17 protein-coding genes are annotated in these 20,415 nt (G+C 65.2%); 6 read left to right on the top strand and 11 right to left on the bottom strand.

The genetic code is table 11. The features are described 5' to 3' along the window. Positions 1-164: 164 nt before the first annotated feature. Together JQ573_RS04615 and JQ573_RS04610 are read right to left on the bottom strand one after the other, a co-directional pair. Positions 165-596, bottom strand: coding sequence for a hypothetical protein (locus JQ573_RS04615; RefSeq protein ID WP_212311510.1), 432 nt, complete (start codon positions 594-596; stop codon positions 165-167). A 235-nt stretch (positions 597-831) separates the two neighbouring features. After that, positions 832-4,305, bottom strand: a complete 3,474-nt coding sequence (locus JQ573_RS04610) for an indolepyruvate ferredoxin oxidoreductase family protein (protein WP_212311511.1) — start codon at positions 4,303-4,305, stop codon at positions 832-834. 213 nt (positions 4,306-4,518) lie between these two features. Here JQ573_RS04610 and JQ573_RS04605 point away from each other — a divergent pair, with 213 nt between their 5' ends. The 4 genes from JQ573_RS04605 (at position 4,519) to JQ573_RS04590 (ending at position 7,436) form a co-directional block, all read left to right on the top strand. Continuing rightward, entirely contained in the window at positions 4,519-5,469 is a 951-nt protein-coding gene (locus tag JQ573_RS04605) for a hypothetical protein (RefSeq protein WP_212311512.1), read from the top strand. Between the two features lie 148 nt (positions 5,470-5,617). Further along, positions 5,618-6,172: a carboxymuconolactone decarboxylase family protein gene (locus tag JQ573_RS04600; protein WP_212311513.1), complete on the top strand. Its 555-nt coding sequence runs from the start codon at positions 5,618-5,620 to the stop codon at positions 6,170-6,172. Between the two features lies 1 nt (position 6,173). Continuing rightward, complete coding sequence (locus JQ573_RS04595) at positions 6,174-6,974, top strand: SDR family NAD(P)-dependent oxidoreductase (protein ID WP_212311514.1); 801 nt, start codon at positions 6,174-6,176, stop codon at positions 6,972-6,974. Between the two features lie 243 nt (positions 6,975-7,217). Continuing rightward, entirely contained in the window at positions 7,218-7,436 is a 219-nt protein-coding gene (locus JQ573_RS04590; protein ID WP_076828992.1) for a hypothetical protein, read from the top strand. Positions 7,437-7,475: 39 nt separating this feature from the next. Here JQ573_RS04590 and JQ573_RS04585 read toward each other — a convergent pair whose 3' ends face one another. Both JQ573_RS04585 and JQ573_RS04580 read right to left on the bottom strand, forming a co-directional pair. Next, positions 7,476-10,658 (bottom strand): efflux RND transporter permease subunit, encoded by a 3,183-nt coding sequence (locus JQ573_RS04585; RefSeq protein WP_092124700.1) that lies wholly within the window; start codon positions 10,656-10,658, stop codon positions 7,476-7,478. Positions 10,659-10,681: 23 nt separating this feature from the next. Next, positions 10,682-11,926 (bottom strand): efflux RND transporter periplasmic adaptor subunit, encoded by a 1,245-nt coding sequence (locus tag JQ573_RS04580; protein WP_212311515.1) that lies wholly within the window; start codon positions 11,924-11,926, stop codon positions 10,682-10,684. A gap of 204 nt (positions 11,927-12,130) precedes the next feature. On the opposite strand from JQ573_RS04580, the gene JQ573_RS04575 reads away from it, so the two are divergent. Both JQ573_RS04575 and JQ573_RS04570 read left to right on the top strand, forming a co-directional pair. Then, positions 12,131-12,727, top strand: a complete 597-nt coding sequence (locus tag JQ573_RS04575) for a TetR/AcrR family transcriptional regulator (protein ID WP_212311516.1) — start codon at positions 12,131-12,133, stop codon at positions 12,725-12,727. Between the two features lie 51 nt (positions 12,728-12,778). Then, positions 12,779-14,503 carry a SulP family inorganic anion transporter gene (locus JQ573_RS04570; protein WP_212311517.1) on the top strand — a complete coding sequence of 575 codons (1,725 nt, stop codon included), beginning with the start codon at positions 12,779-12,781 and terminating at the stop codon, positions 14,501-14,503. A 24-nt stretch (positions 14,504-14,527) separates the two neighbouring features. Here the strand turns inward: JQ573_RS04570 and JQ573_RS04565 are convergent, their stop codons facing one another. From JQ573_RS04565 to JQ573_RS04535, 7 genes are read right to left on the bottom strand one after another with little or no spacing between them, the layout of a single operon-like run. Next, complete coding sequence (locus JQ573_RS04565; RefSeq protein ID WP_212311518.1) at positions 14,528-15,139, bottom strand: pyridoxamine 5'-phosphate oxidase family protein; 612 nt, start codon at positions 15,137-15,139, stop codon at positions 14,528-14,530. A 35-nt stretch (positions 15,140-15,174) separates the two neighbouring features. Next, the gene (phnN, locus tag JQ573_RS04560) at positions 15,175-15,768 is read right to left on the bottom strand and encodes a phosphonate metabolism protein/1,5-bisphosphokinase (PRPP-forming) PhnN (RefSeq protein ID WP_212311519.1); all 594 of its coding nucleotides are present in this window, start codon (positions 15,766-15,768) and stop codon (positions 15,175-15,177) included. Then, entirely contained in the window at positions 15,765-16,919 is a 1,155-nt protein-coding gene (locus JQ573_RS04555) for an alpha-D-ribose 1-methylphosphonate 5-triphosphate diphosphatase (RefSeq protein ID WP_212311520.1), read from the bottom strand. The genes phnN and JQ573_RS04555 overlap by 4 nt, the downstream gene beginning before the upstream one ends. Positions 16,920-16,932: 13 nt before the next feature. Continuing rightward, positions 16,933-17,631 carry a phosphonate C-P lyase system protein PhnL gene (gene phnL, locus JQ573_RS04550; protein ID WP_212311521.1) on the bottom strand — a complete coding sequence of 233 codons (699 nt, stop codon included), beginning with the start codon at positions 17,629-17,631 and terminating at the stop codon, positions 16,933-16,935. Positions 17,632-17,639: 8 nt separating this feature from the next. Continuing rightward, positions 17,640-18,437, bottom strand: coding sequence for a phosphonate C-P lyase system protein PhnK (gene phnK / locus JQ573_RS04545; RefSeq protein WP_212311522.1), 798 nt, complete (start codon positions 18,435-18,437; stop codon positions 17,640-17,642). Beyond that, entirely contained in the window at positions 18,430-19,314 is an 885-nt protein-coding gene (locus JQ573_RS04540) for an alpha-D-ribose 1-methylphosphonate 5-phosphate C-P-lyase PhnJ (RefSeq protein WP_212311523.1), read from the bottom strand. Before JQ573_RS04540 ends, phnK begins: the two co-directional genes overlap by 8 nt. Next, positions 19,311-20,414: a carbon-phosphorus lyase complex subunit PhnI gene (locus JQ573_RS04535; protein ID WP_212311524.1), complete on the bottom strand. Its 1,104-nt coding sequence runs from the start codon at positions 20,412-20,414 to the stop codon at positions 19,311-19,313. Before JQ573_RS04535 ends, JQ573_RS04540 begins: the two co-directional genes overlap by 4 nt. Position 20,415: the final 1 nt, after the last annotated feature.

Below are 20,415 nucleotides of genomic sequence, written 5' to 3'. Positions count from 1 at the left end.
AACGCCAAACCCGTCATCCTGAGGCGCGAGCGGAGCGAGCCTCGAAGGATGAATCGGCCACAGACGGGCCGTCGATCCTTCGAGACGCGCGCAAGAGCGCGCTCCTCAGGATGACGGGTTTGGGATTGGCGCACGTCGGGAGAGCACAGGCGCGGCGGGCACTCTCACCGCTGCCAGTTGCAGATGCCGCCGGTGCGGCACGGCCAGGTCTGGATCCTGGTGTCGCGGGCTTCCGCATCGAGCGGGTTCGAATGGCGCCGTGCGAGCTTGGTGCGGGCCGGAACCTGCGCCACTGCGCGCTTGCGTTCATGCGGTGCCGTCACCCTGCTGGTCCGCACCGCCTTCTGCGGCTCGACTTTCGGCTGCTCGACCTTCGGTTCGACACTGGCGCGCTGATCAGGTCCGTGGTCGGTCTTCGCCTCGACCGGAACCGGCTCGAACTGCGCCGGCGGGCCAAGCGGCTTCGGCGAGAGCACGGCCCGCGAGAGATCGAGGCTGAAGAACTCGCTTGGGCGATAGTCGTCAGCCAACGCCACGCCACCCAACGCCAGGCACGCGGTGCAAACAGTTGCAACAAAAGCGCTTTTCAGGACCATCAAAGGGCCTCCTGAAATCACTCGAACAGAACAGCCATCATGTAGGAGCCCGGCCGCGCGAATCCAGCCATGGCTTACGGGCAGGGTTACCGGTCAACCAAGGCGGCTGTGGAAAGTTCCGCTGCCCGCCACCTGGAGCGCCGTTCCGATGGTATCGGAACGGGTTTCTAGGTTCTTGTTTTGACGCGTTTTCTTCACGCGAACCGGTAGCCACTTCGCTCGAATACGCTCCAGCCTACTCCGCTGCCTGCGCCAGCGGCTGGCCGATCGCACGCTCCAGCCGCGCGCATTCGGTGCGGTAACGCGCGACGTTGCCTTCCTTGATGTGGCCATAGCCGCGCACGAGGTCCGCAGCCTTGGCCAGCGTCACGAGGCGCGGCAAATCGAGCGGCTTCTTGCCGTCGAGGTGACGCAGGATCATCGCCGAGTAATCCACCGGCAGCGCACGCTCCATCTTGCGCTCGGCGGTGTAGCCGAAGATGTCGAACGCGGTGCCGCGCAGGCCCTTCAGACCCGCCAGCAGGCCGAACGCCTTGAAGATCCACGGCCCGAACTCGCGCTTCTGCAAACGCCCGGTGACGGGATCGCGCTGTGCCAGCAGCGGCGGCGCCAGCAGGACCTTCAAGCCGGAATTGCCCTCGAACTGCTCCTTCAACGCCTTGCTGAACTCGCCGTCGGAATAGAGCCGCGCGACTTCGTATTCGTCCTTGTAGGCCATCAGCTTGAACAGGCCCTTTGCAAAGGCCTCGGTCAGGTCCTGCGAGCCCGGCGCTGCCGCGGCTTCAGCGGAGCGGACGCGCGCGACGTCATCGAGATAGCGCTTGGCGTAGGCCGCGTCCTGATAGTCGGTGAGGAACTTGGCGCGGAACGCGATCGCCTCATCGAGCGTCTTCTTCGCCGGTGCCGCGCCAGCATTCTTGAAGCGTGCGGCGCTGACCACGCGCGGCAGATCGTGCGCGGCGAGCCGGCCCCACGAGAACGCGGTCTTGTTCATCTCGATCGCGGCGCCGTTGAGCTCGATCGCCTTCAGGATGGCCTCGAGCGACAGCGGGATCGCGCCGCGCTGGAACGCGAAGCCGAGCATGAAGGCGTTGGTGGCGATGCTGTCGCCCATCAGCGCGGTGGCAAGCCCGGTGGCATCGAGGATGTCGAGATCATCCGGTCTCACCGCGCCGTTCAGCGCGTCGCGCATCGAGCTGGCTTCAAAGTCGATATCGGGATCGATCACGAAGCTCGCGGTCGGCAACAAATCGGCGTTGACGACGGCGCGGGTGACACCGCGCTCGGCGCGGCTCAGCGCCGGCACGCTGGTGGCGACGACGAGGTCGCAGCCGAGGATCAGATTGGCATTGCCGGGCGCGACGCGGACCGTGGTCAGCATGTCGGACGTGGGCGCAAGTCGGACATGGCTCATGACCGCGCCGTTCTTCTGCGACAGGCCGGTGAAGTCGAGCGTCGAGCAGGCGAGCCCCTCGACATGCGCGGCCATGCCGAGCAGCGCGCCGATGGTGATGACGCCGGTGCCGCCGATGCCGGTGATCAGGATGTTGTAGGGGCTGCTCAACGCGGCCGCAGGCGGCGCCGGCAGGTCGGCGAACAGCGCCTTGGGATCGGCGGCGGTGCGGTCGGCCTTGCGCAGCTTGGGATCCTGCACCATCACGAAGCTCGGGCAAAAGCCCTCGATGCAGGAAAAATCCTTGTTGCAGTTCGACTGGTCGATGCGACGCTTGCGGCCGAGCTCGGTCTCCAGCGGCTGCACCGAGACGCAGTTCGACGCCACCGAACAATCGCCGCAGCCTTCGCAGACGCGCTCATTGATGAAGACGCGCTTGGCCGGATCGGGAAACAGCCCGCGCTTGCGGCGGCGGCGCTTCTCGGCAGCGCAGGTCTGGTCATAGATCAGGACAGTGAGGCCCTCGATCTCGCGCAAGGTGCGCTGCACGGCGTCGAGCTCGCGGCGATGGTGGATGGTGGCGCCGGACGGGAAGTAATTGGCGGGATATTTGTCGGGATCGTCGGAGACGATCGCCAGCCGCTTGGTGCCCTCGGCCGCGACCTGGTGCGCGATCTGCGCGACCGTGAAGCCGCCTTCGGCCGGCTGGCCGCCGGTCATTGCGACCGCGTCGTTGTAGAGGATCTTGTAGGTGATGTTGACGCCGGCTGCGGCAGCGGCGCGCAAAGCTAAGAGACCGGAATGCGTGTAGGTGCCGTCGCCGAGATTCTGGAACACGTGCTGTTCGCTGGTGAACGGCGCCTGCCCGATCCAGCTCACGCCCTCGGCGCCCATATGCGAGATGGTCTGGGTGTTGCGGTTCGGTACCGACAGCGCCATGCCGTGACAGCCGATACCGGCCATGGCGCGGCTGCCTTCCGGAATCTTGGTCGACGAGTTGTGCGGGCAGCCCGAGCAGAAATACGGCGTGCGCTGCAGCTTCGCCGTGCCCGTGCCCTCGGCCGGGCGATCGAACGCCTCGAGTTTTGCCAGACGTTGCTCCAGCATCGGACTACGGTGGCCGAGCCTGCGCAACCGCGCGACGACGGCGGCCGCCACCATGGTCGGCGTCAGCTCGCCCTCGCTCGGCAGCAGCGGCGCGCCGCTCTCGTCGCGCTTGCCGACCACGGATGGACGCTTCGACGCGTCCATGTTGTAGAGGATGCGGACCAGCTGGTCCTCGATGAAGCCGCGCTTCTCCTCGACGACCAGCACATCCTGCAAGCCCTCGGCGAAGTCGCGCGCGCCGCGCGCCTCCAGCGGCCAGGTCAGCGCCACCTTGTAGATGCGCAGGCCCAGCGCCTGGGCCTCGGCATCGGTGATGCCGAGATCGGCGAGCGCCTGGCGCAGATCGAGATAGGCCTTGCCGGTCGCCATGATGCCGAGCCGCGCCGGCTTCGAATCCAGCACGATGCGGTCGAACCGGTTAGCGCGGGCGAAGGCCGCGACCGCCTCCATCTTGGGCCCGTGCAGCCTGCGCTCGGCCTCCAGCGGCGGATCCGGCCAGCGGATCGACAGCCCGCCGAGCGGCATCTCGAAATCGTCGGGCATGATGATCTTGATGCGATCGGGATCGCTGACGATCGAGGCCGAGCTTTCGACCGTCTCCGAGATCGCCTTGAAGCCGACCCAGCAGCCGGAATAGCGCGACAGTGCGAAGCCGAGGATGCCGAGGTCGAGATAATCCTGCAGCGTCGCCGGGTTGACCACCGGCATCAACGCCGAGGCGAACACCTGCTCGCTCTGGTGTGCGAGGGTGGAGGATTGGCAGCCATGGTCGTCGCCGGCCAGCGCGATCACGCCGCCATTCGGCGAGGTGCCGGCCGAATTGGCGTGCTTGAGCGCGTCGAGCGAGCGGTCGACGCCGGGACCCTTGCCATACCAGATGCCGAACACGCCATCGACCTTGGCGCCGGGGAACATGCCGACCTGCTGGCTGCCCCACACCGCGGTCGCCGCCAGGTCCTCGTTGAGGCCGGGAACGAAGGCGATGTCGTGCTCCTTGAGGAACGATTTGGCGCGCCACAGCGCGTGGTCGTACATGCCGAGCGGCGAACCGCGATAACCGGAGATGAAACCTGCGGTATTCAGCCCGTGCGCGCGGTCGCGTTCGCGCTGCAACATCGGCAATCGGACCAGAGCCTGGGTACCGGAGAGGAAGATTCGTTTCGTATCCAACCGGTACTTGTCGTCCAGTCCAACTTCCATCAACGCCATCAGTTTCAGGCTCCCCGCCGATCAAGTCACGCCGGTCCGAACCGGTCTCATTCTCTTGCCCATGATCATGCATCAGCATGCACTGATTTTGTTATGCATGAACAGCCCCGTTCCATGGCCGCAGCACATATCTCATGTTGCGGCCTTGTTGCTTTGCGAGGCTTGCCGAACCCCGGCTTCTTTGAAACGGTGGCGCGCAAAGGGAGACCAAGGATGATTAAAGTCGAATCCGCATTCACGACGGAAATCGTGGAGAACGGTAATCTGCTGGTGGGTCCCTGGCGCAGCCCGAAGCAGATGCTGCAGGCCCAGACCTACGACTCCCACGCTTCGATTCACGACGATGCAACCGCGCAGAAGCTCGGCTTCCGCGGCGGCACCATCGAGGGACCGACCCATTTCAGCCAGTTCGCGCCGCTGTGCGAGCGGATCTGGGGCCGGACCTGGTTCATGACCGGATGCCTGTCCGCGCACTACCGCAATCCGGTGTTCGAAGGCGAAGAGGTGCAGGCCCAGATCGAGAAGCCGAAGCCGGGCCAGACCGTTTGCACGATCGGGATGATCAAGCGCGACGGCACCGAGATCCTGCGCGGCACCGCCTCGATCGACGGTGACGGCACGGAGACGGCGCTCGCCCGCAGGCTCGGCGAATTGAAGCCGCTGACCGATCCCGTGATCCTCGCCGACATCAAGGTCGGCATGAAGACGGCCCGGCAGGCGATCAAGATGGATTTCGACCAGAACATGGGCGATCTCTATCCGTTCTCGCTGGCCGACAAGCTCAAGGTGATCACCGAGCCGTCGGATTATTATTCGCTGGAGTACAATCCCTGGGGCCGCGCCATCATCCCGATGGAGATGCTGAGCGTGCTGTTCCAGTATCGCGCGCGCGAGGACCGGCTACCGGTCCGCGGCCCGGCCGTCGGGCTGTTCGCCGATCAGGAGATCCGCCTGCTGCGCGGGCCGCTGTTCCCGGGCGAGACCTATTGGGTCGAGCGCGAGGTCGTGGCGCTCTCGGGCAGCAAGCGCACCGAGAGCATGTGGGTGCGCTCGACCGTGTTCGATGCCGACAACGCCGTGGTCGCGACCATGCTGCTCAACGGCGCCAGCATGAAGGACTCCTACGCCAACTACGAGCGCGAGCACAAAGCGCTTTACGGCTGAAGCGCTAAAGCATGATCCGGAAAAGTGCGAAGCGGTTTTCCGAAAAGATCATGCTCAAACAATGAACTAAAGCGCGATGACGATTCAACCCCAATCTCATCGCGCTTCAGCCGCCCCTTCGCAAGCCGCCGAAGCAAGGACAACAACAATGGCCCGCCTGCCCTATCTCGAAGCCGACCAGGTCGCCCCCGAATATCGCGACATGCTCAAGCGCAACACCAATCTGCACAAGCTGCTGGTGAACTCGCCGGACATGGCGCGCGCCTTCAACGGCATCGGCGGCTACATCCGCTTCAAGAGCAAGCTCGACCCGCGGCTGCGCGAGCTTGCGATCCTGCAGGTCGGCTGGCTCGAGAAGTCGGAATACGAATTCACCCATCATGTGAAGATCGGCAAGGAGTTCGGCGTCACCGACGACGACATCCAGGGCCTGATCGGCGAGACCGAGGGCAAGCCGTCCAAACTCGAGCCGCTGGCAAAGGCGGTCCTCAAGGGCGCCCGCGAGATGGTGCGCGAGCTCGCGATGTCGGAGGCGACCTTCGCCGAGATCAAGCAGCATCTGTCCGACGAGCACATGACCGACCTGGTGCTGACCATCGCGTTCTACTGCGCCGTGGTGCGCGTGCTCGCCACCATGCAGATCGACAATGAGCCAACCTACAAAGAGGTACTGCAGCAGTACCCGATCCCGGGAGTGAAGTGACATGCGCCTGCAAGATCGCGTCGCCATCGTCGTCGGCGCCGGCCAGAGCCCCGGCGAGGGCATCGGCAACGGCCGCGCCACCGCGCTGACCTTCGCGCGCGAAGGCGCCAAGGTGCTGTGCGTCGATCACAATCTGGCGTCGGCGCAGGAAACCGTCGACCTGATCGCGGCCAAGGGCGGCATTGCGGTTGCCTTCAAGGCCGACGTCACCAAAAATGCCGACATCAAGGCGATGGTGGCGGATGCGCATGGCCGCTGGGGCAGCGTCGACATCCTGCACAACAATGTCGGCGTCAGCCTCTCCGGCGGCGATGCCGAGCTGCTCGACATTACCGAGGAGGCGTTCGACCGCTGCGTGGCGATCAACCTGAAGAGCTGCATCCTCGCCGCCAAGCATGTGATCCCGATCATGCGCCAGCAGCAGCGCGGCTCGATCATCAACATCTCGTCGATGGCCGCGATCACGACCTATCCATACGTCGCCTACAAGGCGACCAAGTCAGCGATGATCGCCTTCACTGAACAGCTCGCCTACCAGAATGCGCAATATGGCATTCGCGCCAACGTGATCCTGCCGGGATTGATGAACACGCCGATGGCGGTGGACACGCGCGCACGCGAATTCAAGAAGAGCCGCGCCGAGGTCGAGGCTGAACGTGACAGCAAGGTGCCGCTGCGCCACAAGATGGGCACCGGCTGGGACGTCGCCAATGCCGCGCTGTTCCTCGCCTCGGATGAGGCGAATTTCGTCACCGGTGTGACGTTGCCGGTCGATGGCGGCGCCAGCGTGCGGCGCGGTTAACGAATAGCGAGGAATCCGGCCGGTTAATTGAGACGATTAACCTGTGTGACGATGTGCGATTAATCACTGTGACGGCATCACGTGGCAATGCGCCACAATGATTCGAAAAACTTGAAGTATTCCAATGACACGGCGATGTGACGGCGCGTCCACATAAATCGAAATCCTGACTCGTTGTGGTCGCACGAAATTCATCTGCGCTCTGTATCTCGCACGCCAAGAACTTCTGGAGTGCCTGGACCAATGAGCGAAGAATTCGAACTCAGACCCGATCAGTGGGATGCACTGAAAGCGTTGCGGGCTCCCGCAGCAAACCCTTCACGGCTGAACCGGTTCGCCGTCGAGAGCCTGATCACGCTCGGTTATGTTGCGGTGCGTGGAGATTCGTTTGAACTGACGCCCGCGGGCCGCAAGGTGCTGGTCCGCGGCTCGTCGCAATTGTTGCTCGATATCGCAGCCTGATTCCCTTCAAACTGACACGAGGCTTACACACACGCGGCATCATGCCGCGTGTGCTTTTCCGGGGATAGTCGCCTCGCCGTGCTGCGTCAGCGGCTTCATGCCGGTGACCGTGCGCAGCAGCACATAGAACACCGGCGTCAGGAACAGGCCGAACACGGTGACGCCGATCATGCCGGAGAACACCGCGACGCCCATCGCGCGCCGCATCTCCGAGCCCGCGCCGGTCGACAGCACCAGCGGCAGCACACCCATGATGAACGCCATCGACGTCATCAGGATCGGCCGCAGCCGCAGCCGGCTCGCCTCGATCGCAGCGCGGATCGGGGAGCGCCCGGCGAATTCGAGCTCGCGCGCGAATTCGACGATCAGGATGGCGTTCTTGGCCGACAATCCGACCAGCACGATCAGGCCGATCTGGGTGAAGACGTTGTTGTCACCCTTCGACAGCCAGACGCCGAACATCGCGGCCAAGAGGCCCATCGGCACGATCATGATGATCGACAGCGGCAGCGCCAGGCTCTCGTAGAGCGCGGCGAGCACCAGGAACACCAACAGGATCGCGAGCGGAAACACCCAGATTCCGGAATTGCCGGCGATGAACTCCTGATAGGTCAGGTCGGTCCATTCGAAGGCAAAACCCGGCGGCAGCGTTTCGGCCGCGATCCGCGTTGCCGCCTCCTGCGCCTGGCCGGACGAAAAGCCGGGCGCCGCAGCGGCGTTGATGTCTGACGACAGGAAGCCGTTGTAGCGGATCGCACGCTCCGGACCCGCGCTCTGGCGGACCTTCAGCAAGGCCGACAACGGCACCATGTCGCCCGAGGACGAGCGCACCTTCAACTGCCTGATGTCGTCGGCACGCGCGCGGAACGGCGCGTCCGCCTGCACATAGACCGAATAGGTGCGGCCGAATTTGTTGAAGTCGTTGACATAGTAGGAGCCGAGATAGATCTGCAGCGTGTTGAAGACCTCCGTGACCGGCACGCCGAGCTGCAACGCCTTGGTGCGATCGATGTCGGCGAACAGCTGCGGCACGTTGACCTGGAAGCTCGAGAACACGCCGGCGATCTCCGGCGCCTTCTGCATCGCCGTCATGAACGCCTTGGTCGCGTCGTTCAGCGCCTCATAACCGAGGCCGGCACGGTCCTCGATCTGCAGCTTGAAGCCGCCGATGGTGCCGAGGCCGTTGACCGGCGGCGGCGGGAACATGGCGATGAAGGCATCCTGGATGCCGGCATATTTCTTGTTGAGCGCCGCCGCGATCGCCGGGCCGCTGAGCGACGGATCCTTGCGCTCGTCGAACGGCTTCAGGGTCGAGAACACGATGCCGGCGTTGGACGAGTTGGTGAAGCCGGAGATCGACAGGCCGGGAAACGCCACCGAGCTCTCGACACCCGGCTGGGTCAGCGCGATGTCGCTCATCTTGCGGATCACTTCCTCGGTGCGGTCGAGCGTCGCGCCGTCGGGCAGCCGGGCAAAGCCGACCAGATACTGTTTGTCCTGGCCCGGCACGAAGCCGCTCGGCACCTGCTTGAATAGCACGCCGGTGAGGCCGATCAGCAGCACGTAGAGGCCGATCACCACGGCCTTGCCATAGATCACCTTGGTGACGGTACGGCCGTAGTTCTCGGACGACTTGGTGAAGACCTTGTTGAAGCCGCGGAAGAACCAGCCCAGCGACTTCTCCATGCCTCGGGTCAGCCAATCCTTCGGCTCGTCATGTCCCTTCAACAGCAGCGCCGACAGCGCCGGCGACAGCGTCAGCGAGTTGATCGCCGAGATCACGGTCGAGATCGCGATGGTCAGCGCGAACTGCTTGTAGAACTGTCCGGTGAGGCCGGAGATGAAGGCCAGCGGCACGAACACTGCGATCAGCACCAGCGCGATCGCGATGATCGGGCCGGACACTTCGCGCATCGCCTGGTTGGTGGCGTCGCGTGGCGAAAGGCCCGATTCGATGTTGCGCTCGACGTTCTCGACCACGACGATGGCGTCGTCGACCACGATGCCGATCGCGAGCACGAGGCCGAACAGGCTGAGCGCGTTGATCGAGAAGCCGAACACATGCATCACCGCGAAGGTGCCGACGATCGACACCGGGACTGCGATCAGCGGGATGATCGAGGCGCGCCAGGTCTGCAGGAACAGGATCACGACCAGCACGACGAGCGCGATGGCCTCGAGCAGCGTATGGATGACGGCCTCGATCGAGGAGCGCACGAATTGCGTCGGATCGTAGACGATCTGGTACGACACGCCTTCCGGCATGTTCTTCTTGATCTCGGCCATGGTCGCGCGGACGTGGTCGGAGATCTCCAGCGCGTTCGAACCCGGCGCCTGGAAGATCGGGATCGCGACCGCCTGCTTGTTGTCGAGCAGCGAGCGCAGGCCGTATTCGGAGGCGCCGAGTTCGATCCGCGCGACGTCGCGCAGCCGCACCACCTCTCCGGCCGAGCCGGTCTTCACCACGATGTCGCCGAACTGTTCCTCGGTCGACAGCCGTCCCTCGGCGTTGACGGAGAGCTGGAGGTCGAGGCCTTTGACGCTGGGCGAGGAGCCGACCACGCCGGCGGCGGCCTCGACGTTCTGCGCCTGGATCGCGCGAACGACGTCGCTTGCGGTCAGCGCATGTTCGGCGGCCTTCTGCGGATCGACCCAGACCCGCATCGAATAGTCGCCGGCGCCATAGAGCTGGACGTCGCCGACGCCGTCGATCCGCGCCAGCCGGTCCTTGACGTTGAGCACTGCGTAGTTGCGCAGATACGTCATGTCGTAACGGTTGTTCGGCGAGAGCAGATGCACGACCATGGTGAGGTCGGGCGAGCTCTTCTTGGTGATGATGCCGAGCTGGCGCACCACGGCAGGCAGGCGGGGCTCGGCCTGCTGCACGCGGTTCTGCACCAGCTGGGTCGCCTTGTCGGGGTCGGTGCCGAGACGGAACGTCACCGTCAGCGTCATCGCGCCGTCGGTGGTCGCCTGGCTCGACATATAGAGCATGCCCTCGACGCCGTTGATCTGCTCCTCGATCGGGGTCGCGACCGTCTCGGCGATCACCTTCGGATTGGCACCGGGATAGGTCGCCCGTACGACGACCGACGGCGGCACCACGTCAGGGTATTCCGAGATCGGCATTGCCAGCAGCGAGATCAGGCCGGCCAGGAAGATCAGGATCGATAGCACGCCAGCGAAGATCGGCCGGTCGATGAAGAATTTTGAGAGATTCATGGCTCCGCCCCCGCGTGCAGCGCCTAGCGCTGCACGACGTGCTGGTTGGTTTCAGTGGATGCCTGTTGCATGCCGCGTGCGCCCATCTCGGCGACTTCCATCTTCAGAAGTGCGCCGGGACGCACGCGCTGCAGGCCGTTGACGACGATGCGATCGCCGGATTTCAGGCCAGCGGTCACGATCCGCAGACCATCGACCGCGCCGCCGAGCGTGACGGAGCGATAGACCGCGCGGCTGTCGTCGCCGACCAGCATGACGAACTTCTTGTCCTGGTCAGTGCCGACGGCGCGCTCGTCGATCAGCACCAGCGTCTGCTCTTTCGGCTGGCCCATGCGGACGCGGGCGAACTGTCCGGGGATCAGCCGGCCGTCTTCGTTCTTGAACACGGCGCGGACCCGGATGGTGCCGCTCTGCCCGTTGACCTGGTTGTCGATCAGCTGGATGTGCCCCTTGGCGCTGAGGCCGCCCGACGTCACCATGTCGACCGGGATCTGATCGAGATTGCCGCGCCTGCCGGACGCGTCCGCGATCGAGTTCAGCGCGCGCAGCACGACCTCTTCATCCGCATCGAAGCTCGCATAGATCGGATTGACCGAGACCAGCGAGGTCAGGACCGGCGACGAGGTGCCTGCCGCGACGAGATTGCCGACGGTGATCTCGATCCGGCCGACCCGGCCGTCGACCGGTGCGCGGACTTCGGTGTAGTCGAGATTGAGCTTTGCGGTCTGCAGCGCGGCTTCGGCGGCCTTGACGTTGGCGATCGCCTCGCGATTGGTGTTGTCGCGCTGGTCGAAGTCGCGCTTGGTGACAATGTTGTTGCCGACCAGCTGTGCGCCGCGCTCGACCTCGTTTGCGGCAAAGACCGCGCGGGCCTTCGCGGCCTCGAGCTGCGCCTGGGCCCGATCGACCTCGGCCGCGTAAGGCGCGGGGTCGATCTTGAACAGGACGTCGCCGGACTTCACCAGCGCGCCCTCGGTGAAATTGGTCGCCATAATCGCGCCCGCCACCCGCGGCCGAAGCTGGACGCGGTCGACGGCCTCGAGCCGGCCCGAGAAATCATCGAACAGGGTGGTCGGCCGCGGCTGGATCACGGAGACGGTCACCGGCACCGCCGATTCAGTGGCGGCGGCGGTAGCGGTCGCCTGCGCAGCATGGAAATAATGGCCGGTCGCAATCGAACCGGCCACCGCAAGGGCGCTGAGGATCACAACACCGCCGACGACACGTCGGAAACGGCCGGTACGGGGATTTTGGGTTGACGAGGGCATTCACGCGCTCCAGATATCTGTAGTGTTCGCTACAGATGTGGAGCTGGACGCCGGTCCGCAAGATACTTATGTATCAAGCACTATGAATTTATTATCTCATTCGTGGGGAAATGGGAAGTCGCGGAAAAACACTACGTGCAACAAGAGGATAAGCCAGGGACAATCCGTCACAGAAACGGCACCCGGCTTACGGAGCAACCAAAAATGGGAATGGGACGCCCCCGCGCCTTCGACGCGGACGCCGCTTTGGACCGGGCCATGGACGTGTTCTGGCGCCACGGTTACGAGGGGACCACTATCGCCCAGCTCACCGAGGCGATGAATATCAATCCGCCGAGCCTCTATGCCGCCTTCGGCAGCAAGGAAGGCCTGCTGAAGGCCGCGCTCGACCGCTACTCCGAAAAGCGCGACGCCTGGATGGAAGGGGTCTTGGGCGCCCCCACCGCGCGCGAGGTCGCCGAGCGGCTGCTGATCGGCACCGCCGATGCCCAAACCGATCCCGCAAACCCGCCGGGCTGCCTGCTGGTCCAGGGTGGCCTTGCCTGCGGTACCGGCTCGGCGAACGTTCCGTTTGAGCTGGCGGCACGCCGAATGCACACTGAAGACCAGTTGCGCGAGCGCTTCATGCGCGCGAAAACCGAGGGTGATCTGGCTGAGAGCGCCGATCCCGCCGCGCTGGCGCGCTATCTCTCCGCCGTCACTGCTGGGATGGGCGTGATGGCCTACTCCTCCGACCGCAACGCATTGCGCGAGATCGCCGCGGTGTCGCTGAAAGCGTTCGAGGAACAGGCGAGAGGATAGCGGTTCACGTCAAGCGCATGCGAGCTCCAACGGGGTTGGGAGTGACCGGCGATGAATCATTGGACCGGCTGGCTGCCAGGTCTCAAGACGCTCCGTCGGTATGAAGCGGCGTGGCTTCCACACGACATCTTCGCCGGGCTTGTGCTCGCGACCATGCTGGTCCCGGTCGGCATCGCCTACGCGGAAGCGTCGGGCTTGCCCGGCATCTACGGACTTTACGCCACGATCATCCCGCTCCTCGTGTACGCGTTGTTCGGGCCGAGCCGCATCCTCGTCCTGGGACCAGACTCGGCGCTTGCAGCCGTCATCCTTGGCGTTGTCGTTCCACTGTCGGGCGGCGATTCCCTGCGCGCGGTAACCTTGGCCGCGATGATGGCCATCGTCTCCGGAACGATATGCATTGTGGCGGGCCTCGCACGGTTAGGATTCTTGACCGAGCTCCTGTCCAAGCCGATCCGCTACGGCTACATGAACGGAATCGCCCTGACCGTGCTGATCAGCCAGCTGCCAAAGCTGTTCGGCTTCTCCATCGAAGGCGATGGACCTTTGCGCAGCCTCTGGGCGATCGGCGGAGCGATCCGTGACGGAAAGACCAATTGGGCCGCCCTCGGGATCGGCCTTGCCACCTTGGCGGTGATCCTGCTGCTCGCGCGGAACAAGCGGTTGCCGAGCATTCTGATCGCCGTAGTTGCGGCGACGGCAGTCACCGGCGTGCTCGATCTCGGGGCGCGCTTCGGCGTGAAGGTTCTGGGTCCGCTTCCCGAGGGCCTGCCGGGTTTCGCCATTCCCTGGATCGGCTATGGCGATATCGTGCAAGTGCTGATCGGCGGTTGCGCCGTCGCGCTGGTGTCATTCGCCGACACCAGCGTGCTTTCGCGGGCTTATGCGGGAAGATTGGGCGATCGCGTTGATCCCAACCAGGAAATGGTAGGGCTCGGCGCGGCCAATCTGGCGGCCGGCTTTTTTCAGGGCTTTCCGATCAGCAGCAGCGGTTCGCGCACGCCTGTTGCAGAAGCTGCGGGGGCGCGCACCCAATTGACCAGCGTCATCGGCGCGCTTGCCATCGCCTTTCTGCTGCTGATGGCACCAAACCTGCTTCAGCACTTGCCCACCGCCGCATTGGCCGCCGTCGTCATCGCCGCGGCGATCGGCCTGTTTGAGGTCGGCGACCTCAAGCGAATCTACGACATTCAGCAGTGGGAGTTCTGGCTATCGGTGGTCTGCTTTGTCGGCGTGGCCGTGCTGGGAGTGATTCCGGGAATAGGCCTCGCCATCGTGATCGCCATCGTTGAGTTCTTGTGGGATGGCTGGCGCCCGCATTCCGCCGTACTGGGCCGCGCCTCCGGCGTGAAGGGCTATCACGACATCACGCGATATCCGGACGCGCGCCAAATCCCCGGGCTGGTCCTGTTCCGGTGGGATGCGCCGCTGTTCTTTGCCAATGCCGAGTTCTTCAAGGAGCGTGCGCTGGACGCGGTGGCGAAGTCGCCGACGCCGGTGCGCTGGCTGGTGGTTGCTGCCGAGCCGGTCACCAGCGTGGACGTGACTGCCGGCGACGTCCTCGCCGAGCTGGACCAAGCATTGCATGCAAAGGAGATCGAGCTGTGCTTTGCCGAGCTCAAGGATCCCGTCAAGGACAAGCTGAAGAAATTCGGCTTGTTGGCGCAGCTTGGCGAGAACAACTTCTTCCCGACCATCGGCGTCGCCGTTTCGCGCTACCTCGAGATCAATGACGACGTGGCCTGGGAGGACTGGGAAGACCGGACTCAATCCTAGGTTCAATCCGGCTATCCGGGCGGTTCACCACATCGTCTGTCGCGCGCGCTCCGGCCATTCGCGATCGTATTTTTCGCCGCCGACCGTGTGCTCGCTCATCTCGGCCAGGATCTGGCCTGGCGTCGGCAGAGCCTTCGGATCGACCCGCTTGTCCGGATTCCAGAGGTCGGAGCGCACGATCGCGCGGGCGCACTGGAAGTAGATCTCGTCCACATTCATCACGATCACCGTGCGCGGCGCCTTGCCTTCCATCTTGAAGGAGGCCAACAGCTCCGGCTCGGCGGTGACATAGGCGCGGCCGTTGACGCGCAGCGTGCTGCCCGAACCCGGAATCAGGAACAATAGCCCGACGCGAGGATCGCGAACGATGTTGCGCAGCGAATCGCAGCGATTGTTGCCGCGGCGATCCGGCATCATCAGCGTCTTCGCATCATGGATGCGCACGAAGCCCGGCAGGTCGCCGCGCGGCGAGCAGTCGAGCCCCTCGGGGCCCGAGGTCGCAAGCGACACGAACGGCGACTTCTCGATGAGCACACGATAGAGCGGCGTCACGTGATCGGCGACCTTCACGGTCGACGCGTCGTTCGGGAAGCCGTAGATCGCCTCAAGCTGCTCGATCGTGGAAATCACCGACATTCGTGCTGTTCTCCTTTGTGGCTGTTCGTCTCTTGCTACTCGTCCCAGCGCTCGCCCTTGATGATGCGGACGAACTGTCGCGCGTGATAGTCGGCGGTGCCGGAATTGACGATGGTGAAATCGGGCGTCGATGTGCTTTCGTCGACGGTGCGGGCCAGCCGCTGTGCGAGCAGGCCGTCGCTGCTGCGTGCCCGCGCAGCCAGCCGCGCGGCCAGCACATCCGGCGGCGCCGTGATCGACACCACGACGGCATTGGCGTAGTGGCGGCGCGCTGCTGCGATCACCGTGCGCGAGACATTCGCGATCACGGTGCGCCCGGCGCGGATCTCATCGTTGATCGCGCGCGACAGCGCATAGTGATGGCCGTGCGCTTCCCAGTGCATGGCGTAATCGCCGGCGGCGACCGCACGCTGGAAGGCTTCCGCGTTGACCTCTTCATTGTCTTCCGAGGCCGAGGCCTGGCGGGTGATCAGGCGGCGGGGAAACACGATGTCGCGATCGTCGGCGCAGGCCCCCTTCGCCAGCCCCAGCAGCGTGTCCTTGCCGGCGCCGCTCGGGCCGACCACCAGGATCAACCGGCCGGGACCGATCGCGGTGCGCTGCTCGGCGACGACGGACGCACCGGTCACGCGACCCTCCCCCCTTCGCGCCAGACGCTGCGCACGACAGGCAGATCGCGCGCGACGTGCACGCGGATCAGATCGGCGCGCCTGCCGACCGCGATCTCGCCGCGATCGGACAGGCCGACTGCTTCGGCGGGCGTCTTGGTCACGGTGCGGACAGCGGCGGCAAGATCGATCGCCGGCACATGCCGCGGCAGTTGCAGCGCCGCCATCAGCAGGCTTGAGGGGATGTAGTCCGACGACAGGATATCGAGCATGCCCTCATTGGCGAGATCGACGGCGGCGATGTTGCCGGAGTGCGAGCCGCCGCGCACCACGTTCGGCGCGCCCATCAGGATGTCGATGCCGGCGGCATGCAGCCCGCGCGCGGCTTCCATCGTGGTCGGGAATTCCGCGACCGCGACCTTGTCGTTGACGGCGTCGACCACGTTTTCATCCGTGGTGTCGTCGTGGCTCGCCAGCGGAATCCCGTACTGATGCGCCAGCGCGACGATGGCGCGGGTGTTCGCCACCGCATATTCCTTCTGATAGGCGAAGCGCCGCGCGAACAGCACGTCGAGCTGGGCATCGGTCATGCCGCCGCCCTTGCCGCGGTAGTAATCGCGCAGCTTCACCTCGTCGCGGAACTGGCGCTGGCCCGGCGTATGGTCCATCAGCGACATCAGCCGCACGTCGGGCCGCTCGATCAGCTCCTTGGCCTCGGCGACGACATCAGGCATCGGCACCTCGCAGCGCAGATGCAGGAAGTGATCGGCACGCAGCAGGTCCTCCTCGCGCGCGGCCGAGATCGCCGCCGCGAGCACGCCGGCGCGGCCGTCGACATCCTCGGCGCCGTCCTCGCGCCAGACCCGAAGCGAGTCCAGCACCGTGGTGATGCCCGAGGTCGCGAGCTGGCCGTCATAGGAGATCACGGCCGCGACCGGATTCCAGAACACCTTCGGCCGCGGCACGTAGTGCATTTCGAGATGGTCGGTGTGCAGCTCGATCAGCCCGGGCATCAGGAGATCGCCGCCGGCATCCTCGGCTGCCTCGGGCGCCCTGCCCTCGCCGAATTCGGCGATCTTGCCGTCAGCGATCGCAACCCAGCCCTGCTCGATCACGCGATCGGCGAGGACCAGCCGGGCGTTGCCGATGATGGTGTCTTGCTTGGCGGTCATTTCAAACGGTCCTTCAGGCAGCAGCCGCGAACGAGGTCACATCGACGATACGGTCGGCGATCAGATGGCGGATCTCGTCGTCATGGACAATCGCGACCATCGCGACGCCCTTGGTCTTTTTCTCCGCAATCAGCTCGACCACCACTGCGCGATTCGCCGCATCGAGCGAAGCGGTCGGCTCGTCTAGCAGCAGGATCGGCAGGTCCGAGATGAAGCCGCGCGCGATATTGACCCGCTGCTGCTCGCCGCCGGAGAAGGTCGAGGGCGGCAACGTCCACAGCCGCTCGGGAATGTTGAGCCGACGCAGCAGGCGCCCGGCGCGCTCGCGGGCCTCCTCGCGCGCCACGCCGTTGACGATCAACGGCTCGGCGACGACGTCGATCGTGGCCACCCGCGGCACCGCGCGCAGGAACTGGCTGACATAGCCGATGGTCGAGCGGCGGATGCTCAGCACCTGGCGTGGTTCGGCGGTCGCGAGATCGATCACCTTGCCGCGGTGGCGGATGCCGATCCGGCCGCTGTCGCAGCGATAATTGCCGAAGATCATCTTCAGGATCGAGGATTTGCCGGCGCCCGACGGGCCCGACAGCACCACGCACTCGCCCGGATCGGCGTGGAACGAAACGCCCCGCACCACCGGCAGCTCGACGCCGCCTTGCAGATGCATGGTGAAGGTCTTCTCGGCGTTGGCAAGTTCGATCATCGCGGTCATTGGCAAGCTCATGGCGGCAGTATCGAGGAAACGAGCAGCTGCGTATAGGGCTCGCGGGGATCATCGAGCACCTGGTCGGTGAGACCGGTCTCGATGACGCGGCCGCCCTTCATCACCATCACGCGATGCGACAGCAGGCGCGCGACCGCGAGATCGTGGGTCACGACGATGGCGGCAAGGCCGAGCTCGCTGACGAGATTGCGCATCAGATCGAGCAGGCGCGCCTGCACCGAGACGTCGAGGCCGCCGGTCGGCTCGTCCATGAACACCAGCCGCGGCTCGGTGACGAGGTTGCGCGCGATCTGCAGCCGCTGCCGCATGCCGCCGGAATAGGTCTTCGGCGCATCGTCGATGCGGCCGACATCGATCTCGACCCGATCGAGCCAGGTCGATGCGGTGTCGCGGATCCGGCCGTAGTGATTCCAGCCGACCGCCATCAGCCGCTCGCCGACATTGGCGCCGGCCGAGACGCCCATGCGCAGGCCCTGCGCCGGGTCCTGATGCACAAAGCCCCAGTCGGTGCGGAACAGGAAGCGCCGCTCCGATTCGCCGAGCTCGGCGAGATCGCGCAGCACGCCGTCGCGCATCCGGTAGGACACCCGGCCCGCGCTCGGCGCGAGCTGCGCGGAGAGCAGTTGCAGCAGCGTCGACTTGCCCGAACCGGACTCGCCGACGATCGCCAACACCTCACCGGGATAGAGCGCGAACGAAACGTCGCGGCAGGCCGGGAGCCGGCCGTAATTCTTGGCAAGCCCCTCGGCCACCAGCAGCGGCTGATCGTTGTCGAGGCTCGAGAGCTCAGACATGCGCCTTCTCCTTGTGCGGCGCCGCGCTCTCGGTGCCGTGATGGCCGGTGGCCTGGCGCTGCTCGCAGAAGTCGGTGTCGGAGCAGACGAACATCCGCCCGCCCTTGTCGTCGGTGACGATCTCGTCGAGATAGGAATTATCGGCGCCGCACAGCGCGCAGGGTGCGTCGAAGCGGTAGCGCGTGAACGGATGATCCTCGAAATCCAGCGAGACCACAGTGGTGTAGGGCGGGATCGCGTAGATCCGCTTCTCGCGGCCGGCGCCGAACAGCTGCAGCGCCGCGCAATTGTCCATCTTCGGATTGTCGAATTTCGGCGTCGGCGACGGGTCCATCACGTAGCGCGCGTTCACCTTCACCGGATAGGCGTAGGCGGTCGCGATATGGCCGAAGCGCGCGATGTCCTCGTAGAGCTTGACATGCATCAGCCCGTATTCGGCCAGCGCGTGCATCCGCCGCGTCTCGGTCTCGCGCGGCTCGAGGAAGCGCAGCGGCTCGGGGATCGGCACCTGATAGACCAGCACCTGCCCGGCATGCAGCGACGCCTCGGGAATGCGGTGCCGGGTCTGGATCACGGTCGCGTCCGTCGTTGACGTCGTGGTCGCGACACCAGCGGTCTTGCCGAAGAACTTGCGGATCGAGATCGCGTTGGTGGTGTCGTCCGAACCCTGGTCGATCACCTTCAGCACGTCGTCGGGACCGAGGATCGCAGCCGTCACCTGCACGCCGCCGGTGCCCCAGCCATAGGGCATCGGCATCTCGCGGCTCGCGAACGGCACCTGATAGCCGGGGATCGCGATCGCCTTCAGGATCGCGCGGCGAATCATCCGCTTGGTCTGCTCGTCGAGATAGGCGAAATTGTACGTCGGCGCGTTCATTCCGCGGCCTCCTGCAGTTCCACGGCCGCGTTGGCTTCCGCGAACTCCTGCCGCAGCTTGCGCAGCAGGCCGAGCTCGGACTGGAAGTCGACGTAGTGCGGCAGCTTGAGATGCTCGACGAAGCCGGTCGACTGGACATTGTCGGAGTGCGACATCACGAACTCCTCGTCCTGCGCCGGCGCCGCGGCCTCCTCGCCGAGCTCGCGTGCGCGCAGCGCGCGGTCGACCAGCGCCATCGACATGGTCTTGCGCTCGCTCTGGCCGAAGGCGAGGCCATAGCCACGGGTGAAGCACGGCGCCTCGGTCGTCGAGCCCTTGAACTGGTTGACCATCTGGCACTCGGTGAGCTCGATCGAGCCGAGCGGCACCGCGAAGCCGACGTCTTCGGCTGAGAATTCGACCTCGACCTCGCCGAAGCGGATCTCGCCGGCGAAGGGATGATTGCGGCCGTAGCCGCGCTGCGTCGAATAGCCGAGTGCGAGCAGAAAACCCTCGTCGCCGCGCGCCAGATTCTGCAGCCGCAGATCGCGATCGGCCGGGAAGTTCAGCGGTTCGCGGGTGAGGTCGCCGACCGGCGCGTCGGCATCGGCCCGCGGCGACGATTCGATCAGGCCATCGCGGCCGAGAATGTCGGTGACTCGCGGCGTTGCCGCCTGCGAGGCTTCCGCGGTCGCCGGCTGTTCCGGCACAAAGCCGTCCGCGAGTTGCGGATCGAGCAGGCGATGGGTGTAGTCGAAGGTCGGCCCCAGGATCTGGCCGCCCGGGACGTCCTTGAAGGTCGAGGAGATGCGCCGCCGTACCTGCATCTCGCCGGTATTGACCGGCTCGGTGGCGCCGAAGCGCGGCAGGGTGGCGCGGAAGGCGCGAACCAGGAAGATCGCCTCGATCATGTCGCCGCGCGCCTGCTTGATCGCGAGCGCCGCAAGCTCGCGGTCGTAGAGCGAACCTTCGGTCATCACGCGGTCGACACCAAGCGCGAGCTGCCCGGAGATCTGCGCCAGCGACACCTCGGGCACATCGCGATCGCCGCGCCGCTCATGCGCCAGCAGCCGATGAGCGTTCTCGATGGCGCGCTCGCCTCCCTTGACGGCTACATACATC

The sequence above is a fragment of the Bradyrhizobium sp. AUGA SZCCT0105 genome, from assembly GCF_018129565.1.
Classification (GTDB): domain Bacteria; phylum Pseudomonadota; class Alphaproteobacteria; order Rhizobiales; family Xanthobacteraceae; genus Bradyrhizobium.
Note: the sequence above shows the minus strand (reverse complement) of the source record. Positions and strands in the feature narration are given on the sequence as shown.

Excerpts from the sequence above, each read along its gene's own strand:
- JQ573_RS04615 (WP_212311510.1), bottom strand. The coding sequence starts at position 596 with ATGGTCCTGAAAAGCGCTTTTGTTGCAACTGTTTGCACCGCGTGCCTG.
- JQ573_RS04610 (WP_212311511.1), bottom strand. The coding sequence starts at position 4,305 with ATGGCGTTGATGGAAGTTGGACTGGACGACAAGTACCGGTTGGATACG.
- JQ573_RS04605 (WP_212311512.1), top strand. The coding sequence starts at position 4,519 with ATGATTAAAGTCGAATCCGCATTCACGACGGAAATCGTGGAGAACGGT.
- JQ573_RS04600 (WP_212311513.1), top strand. The coding sequence starts at position 5,618 with ATGGCCCGCCTGCCCTATCTCGAAGCCGACCAGGTCGCCCCCGAATAT.
- JQ573_RS04595 (WP_212311514.1), top strand. The coding sequence starts at position 6,174 with ATGCGCCTGCAAGATCGCGTCGCCATCGTCGTCGGCGCCGGCCAGAGC.
- JQ573_RS04590 (WP_076828992.1), top strand. The coding sequence starts at position 7,218 with ATGAGCGAAGAATTCGAACTCAGACCCGATCAGTGGGATGCACTGAAA.
- JQ573_RS04585 (WP_092124700.1), bottom strand. The coding sequence starts at position 10,658 with ATGAATCTCTCAAAATTCTTCATCGACCGGCCGATCTTCGCTGGCGTG.
- JQ573_RS04580 (WP_212311515.1), bottom strand. The coding sequence starts at position 11,926 with ATGCCCTCGTCAACCCAAAATCCCCGTACCGGCCGTTTCCGACGTGTC.
- JQ573_RS04575 (WP_212311516.1), top strand. The coding sequence starts at position 12,131 with ATGGGAATGGGACGCCCCCGCGCCTTCGACGCGGACGCCGCTTTGGAC.
- JQ573_RS04570 (WP_212311517.1), top strand. The coding sequence starts at position 12,779 with ATGAATCATTGGACCGGCTGGCTGCCAGGTCTCAAGACGCTCCGTCGG.
- JQ573_RS04565 (WP_212311518.1), bottom strand. The coding sequence starts at position 15,139 with ATGTCGGTGATTTCCACGATCGAGCAGCTTGAGGCGATCTACGGCTTC.
- JQ573_RS04555 (WP_212311520.1), bottom strand. The coding sequence starts at position 16,919 with ATGACCGCCAAGCAAGACACCATCATCGGCAACGCCCGGCTGGTCCTC.
- phnL (WP_212311521.1), bottom strand. The coding sequence starts at position 17,631 with ATGACCGCGATGATCGAACTTGCCAACGCCGAGAAGACCTTCACCATG.
- phnK (WP_212311522.1), bottom strand. The coding sequence starts at position 18,437 with ATGTCTGAGCTCTCGAGCCTCGACAACGATCAGCCGCTGCTGGTGGCC.
- JQ573_RS04540 (WP_212311523.1), bottom strand. The coding sequence starts at position 19,314 with ATGAACGCGCCGACGTACAATTTCGCCTATCTCGACGAGCAGACCAAG.
- JQ573_RS04535 (WP_212311524.1), bottom strand. The coding sequence starts at position 20,414 with ATGTATGTAGCCGTCAAGGGAGGCGAGCGCGCCATCGAGAACGCTCAT.